The sequence below is a fragment of the Polaromonas sp. P1_E1_2 genome (assembly GCF_056406035.1).
This window is the reverse complement of record NZ_JBFUAZ010000344.1, coordinates 1-4,457: the sequence shown is the minus strand read 5'-3', so window position 1 is coordinate 4,457 and position 4,457 is coordinate 1. Positions and strand designations below refer to the sequence as shown.

Genomic DNA, 4,457 nt, shown 5'->3' with positions numbered 1-4,457 from the left:
GCCAAAGAGATCCGCAATGTGGCCTACTTCAAGATCGAAACGCCGGGTGCGGCCTCCAAGCTGCGCGAGTTGATCCGGCTGGGCGGCGACGCGATTGAAGGCCCGTGGGACGGCGAAGAAGCCATTACCCTGCTACCCGACCTGGAAGCCGGCGCCACCGGTGCGATGACGGGTGGCGGCTACCCGGACGGCATTCGCAAGATCATGGATGCATGGGTCGCCGACAAGCGGGATGAAGCCATTGCCGAGTACACCCGCTGGTTGCCGCTGATCAACTATGAAAACCGCCAGGGCGGTATCTTGACGGCCAAGGCCTTGATGAAGGAAGGCGGCGTGATCGCCTGCGAGGCGCCGCGCCATCCGTTTCCCGCCATGCATCCTGAGGTTCGCAAGGGGTTGATCGCCACCGCGCAGCGGCTGGACCCGCTGGTGCTACGCTGGGACAGGTAAACGGCTTTGGCCGGCCTCTTCACGCGTTCTCCCTCTTTCTCTCTGTTTCCTTTCAGGCTCCCCCATCTTCAGGACACCCATGCCCCTTCGGGAAACACTCTTGCTGGTGCAGAAATGCGCCCATACCTTCAGCTTTTACGACCTGGCCACCGGCCGGGCGGAAGAACACATCGTCTTGCCCAACTTTCCGCATGAGTTCACAGTAGATCCAGTGCGCCGGCTTGCTTACGTGGGCCACTATGGCATCGAAACCGCCAGTCATCTGGGAGACGCAGGCGGGCATTCGGTCTTTGTGATTGACCTGGACAAACGCGAGCATGTGGCCACGCTGAACCTCTGGCCGTATTACCGGCCGCACGGCCTGAYAGTGGACGGCCAGGGACGCCTGTTCGTGATGTCTGAAGCGCACAACGTGTTGCTGCGATTCTCGAACCCGGCAAAGGTGCATGTACCGGACCTGGCTGTGTCTTCGGGCGGCTACAAAACGCACCTGTTTGCGCTGACGAAAGATGCACAGACAGCTTATGCACTGAACCTGCTGTCGAACACCGTCACCAAAATCAGGCCGAACGATCCGACCTTCGCACCTGTCGCGATGATGCCGGGCCCCGTGCCCGAAGGCAATGTGCTGTCGGGTGACGAGTCGCTGCTGTATGTGGCCAACCGCGGCGACGACACCATCGTCGCCGTCGACACGGCCAGCATGAAAGTCGTGGCCTCAGGCAAGACACGTCGCGACCCCAACCGGGTCTACCGCTTCCAGGGCGCGCAAGGCCAGGACTTGCTGCTCACCACCAACTCGGGCGAGCATTCGCTGTCGATATTCGGCCTGGAACTGCAGGAGCAGCGCTGCTTTGCCTTGCCCAGTAACCCGCTGGCCTTGTCGTTTCACCCGGTGGATCGGGCGGTCTACATCTCATTTCAGGACGAGACGGTGCGCCGCCTCAATCTGGACAGCTTTGCGTTCGAGCAGGAAATCAGGACGCTGCGTGAGCCTGATTCGTCCTGCGTCTGGCGGCATTGATTCGGCAAAGTCTGTATCCACTACCGGTTCATGAAGAGCACAGGCACATCGCCCACCTCACTGCCCGCACCTGTGAAGGCGTTTACAGGGCCCGTCGTCGACGCACATCACCACCTGTGGGACCTGTCGAAAGGCCACTACCCCTGGTTGCAGGAAGCGTACGATCCAGGSGCCTTCTTCCTCGGCGACTACCGGCCGATTTGCCGGGAYTTCCTSGCAACSGACTACCGGGCSGCTGTAGGGCCYKGCGACGTGGTSGCAACCGTGCATGTGGAAGCCGARCGCAGCCGCCTTGAGCAGGTTGCCGAAACYGCWTGGCTGCATGAGGTCCACGCAAGGCACGGGTTTCCGAACGCCATCGTGGCGCACGCCTGGTTTGACCGGCCTGATAGCGAAGAATGCCTCCTCGCGCAATCGCAGTTTGAACTGGTACGCGGCATTCGCAGCAAACCCGTCACATCTGCCGCAGCGGACCAAAGCGTCAAAGGGCAAGCGGGCACCATGCAACACGAAGACTGGCTGCGCGGCTTTTCGTTGCTGGAGAAATTCGGCCTGCGGTGGGACCTGCGCGTGCCCGCCTGGCACCTGCCTGAGGCGGCTACCGTGGCAGCCATGTTTCCGAAGGTACCCATCGCCCTGAACCACCACGGCTTTGCCTGGGACCGCAGCGAAGAAGGCCTTAAACGCTGGCGCAGCTGGATGGAAACGCTGGCCCGGCAGGAAAACGTGCACGTCAAGCTTTCCGAGTTCGGCCTGCGCGGCCAGCCTTGGGACCGGTACGAAAACGCGCGCATCGTGCGCGAGACGGTGGCCATTTTCGGCTGGCAGCGTTGCATGTTTGCCAGCAACTTTCCGGTGGCGGGCCTGCGCATAAACTATCCGGACCTGGTGGGCAGTGTGGCCGGCATGCTGGGCCACCTGCCTGCAAACCAGCAACATGCGATGATGTGCGATAACGCCCTGCGTTTCTATGCGATTGATGTGGCGCCGCCTGTGGCACCCCCACAACCTGCGCGCCCTCTCGCCCCTGATCAACCCTGATTTCTTCTGGAGCCACCTCATGACCACCAAACACGACAACCTCATCGCCGGCCAATGGCTGGCCGGCAGCAGCTACAGCCCCAACCTGAACCCCAGCAATCTCGCTGACGTGATCGGCGAGTACACGCAGGCCGACGCCGCAGGGCTGGATGCCGCCGTACAGGCCGCGCAGGCCGCCTTTCCGGCCTGGTCCACCTCGGGCATCCAGGCCCGTTCCGATGCGCTCGACAAGATCGGCACTGAAATCCTGGCGCGCCGCGAAGAGCTGGGCACCCTGCTCTCRCGCGAAGAAGGMAARACCAARCCYGAAGGCATTGGCGAAGCCACCCGCGCKGGCCACATCTTCAAATTYTTTGCCGGCGAATGCCTGCGCCTGGGTGGCGAAACCATGCCGTCGGTTCGCCCCGGCATCGGCGTGGAAATCACGCGCGAACCCGTGGGCGTCGTCGGCCTGATCACGCCGTGGAATTTCCCCATCGCCATCCCGGCCTGGAAGATTGCGCCGGCGCTGGCCTTCGGCAACTGCGTGGTGCTCAAGCCGGCAGACCTGGTTCCGGGCAGTGCCTGGGCCCTGGCCGAAATCATTTCGCGTTCGGGTATTCCGGCGGGCGTGTTCAACCTGGTGATGGGCCCCGGCCGCGTCATCGGCGATGCGCTGGTCAACCATCCGGGCGTCAATGCCATCAGCTTTACGGGCTCGGTCGGCGTGGGCAGCCGCATTGCAGAGGTTTGCGCAAAAAACCTCAAGAAGGTGCAGCTCGAAATGGGCGGCAAGAACCCGCAGGTCATCCTGGATGACGCCGACCTGACCCAGGCCGTGGAACTCAGCGCGCAGAGCGCTTTTTATTCCACCGGACAGCGCTGCACGGCATCAAGCCGCCTCATCGTGACCGAAGGCATCTACCCTGCTTTTGTCAAGGCGCTGCACGAACGCATGGCCCGCATCAAGGTGGGCGACGCCCTGACCGCCGGAACCGACATCGGCCCGGTTTCTTCACAAGCCCAGCTGGAGCAGGACTTAAGCTACATCGCCATCGGCCAGCAGGAGGGCGCAACGCTGTCGTTTGGCGGTGACCGCGTGCGCTGCCATACCGGCAGCGGCGCCGAAGGCTACTTCATGACACCAGCGCTTTTCAGCGAAAGCACCGCCGGCATGCGCATCAACCGTGAAGAAATTTTTGGCCCGGTGGCCAGCATCATCCGGGTAAAAGACTACGAAGCCGCGCTGGCCACCGCCAATGACACGCCATTCGGCCTGTCAGCCGGCATCGCCACCACCAGCCTCAAATACGCGACCCACTTCAAGCGCCACAGCCAGGCCGGCATGGTCATGGTCAACCTGCCGACGGCAGGCGTGGACTACCACGTACCGTTTGGCGGCCGCAAAGGATCCAGCTACGGCCCGCGTGAGCAAGGCAAGTATGCGCAGGAGTTCTTCACGACGGTGAAGACGGCGTATACGCTGGCTTGAGTTAGCGAACAATAGGCCGTCGAGCGGCGCGGCTGCCCGGTTGGTTAGACTGGTAACCCACAGGCCAGATGCCTGCGGGCTTCACCCCTCTAACCACAGGCCTGAACGATGCGTTTCTTTCGCAGCTTCAACGACTTTCCCAAACTGCTGCTCGCCCTGACAGCAGCCTACTTCCTCGCCAGTCTCGGCCATTTCAGCCACAACGCCGAGTTCATCTGCGAATATCCGAACCTGCCGGCCTGGCTAACACGTGCGCAGGTTTATGGGGTGTGGGCTGCCATCACTTCGGTGGGTGCCGTTGGCTTGCTGCTCATGCGCAAAAAATTCGTGGCTATGGGCCTGCTGCTGATGGCTGTTTACGCGGCGTTAGGTTTTGACGGCCTGGGCCACTATGCGTTGGCCCCCATCGAGTTTCATCCTCTGATCGCCAGCGTCACAATTCTCTCGGAGGTGCTTGCCGCCGCAGGTGTG

The 4,457-nt window shown here is 62.2% G+C and carries 4 protein-coding genes and 1 pseudogene; all 5 read left to right on the top strand.

Translation table 11 applies throughout. The features are described from left to right. Positions 1 to 450, top strand: a pseudogene (locus tag AC1D1P_RS15225) (dihydrodipicolinate synthase family protein); the annotation flags it as partial. Positions 451 to 529: 79 nt separating this feature from the next. Next, positions 530 to 1,474 (top strand): YncE family protein, encoded by a 945-nt coding sequence (locus AC1D1P_RS15220; RefSeq protein WP_477673562.1) that lies wholly within the window; start codon positions 530 to 532, stop codon positions 1,472 to 1,474. 30 nt (positions 1,475 to 1,504) lie between these two features. Further along, the gene (locus tag AC1D1P_RS15215) at positions 1,505 to 2,515 is read left to right on the top strand and encodes an amidohydrolase family protein (RefSeq protein ID WP_477673561.1); all 1,011 of its coding nucleotides are present in this window, start codon (positions 1,505 to 1,507) and stop codon (positions 2,513 to 2,515) included. 19 nt (positions 2,516 to 2,534) lie between these two features. Next, on the top strand, positions 2,535 to 3,986 hold the full coding sequence (locus tag AC1D1P_RS15210) for an aldehyde dehydrogenase family protein (protein WP_477673560.1): 1,452 nt from the start codon (positions 2,535 to 2,537) through the stop codon (positions 3,984 to 3,986). 108 nt (positions 3,987 to 4,094) lie between these two features. Next, a partial coding sequence (locus AC1D1P_RS15205) for a hypothetical protein (RefSeq protein WP_477673559.1) occupies positions 4,095 to 4,457 on the top strand: 363 nt, incomplete at its 3' end.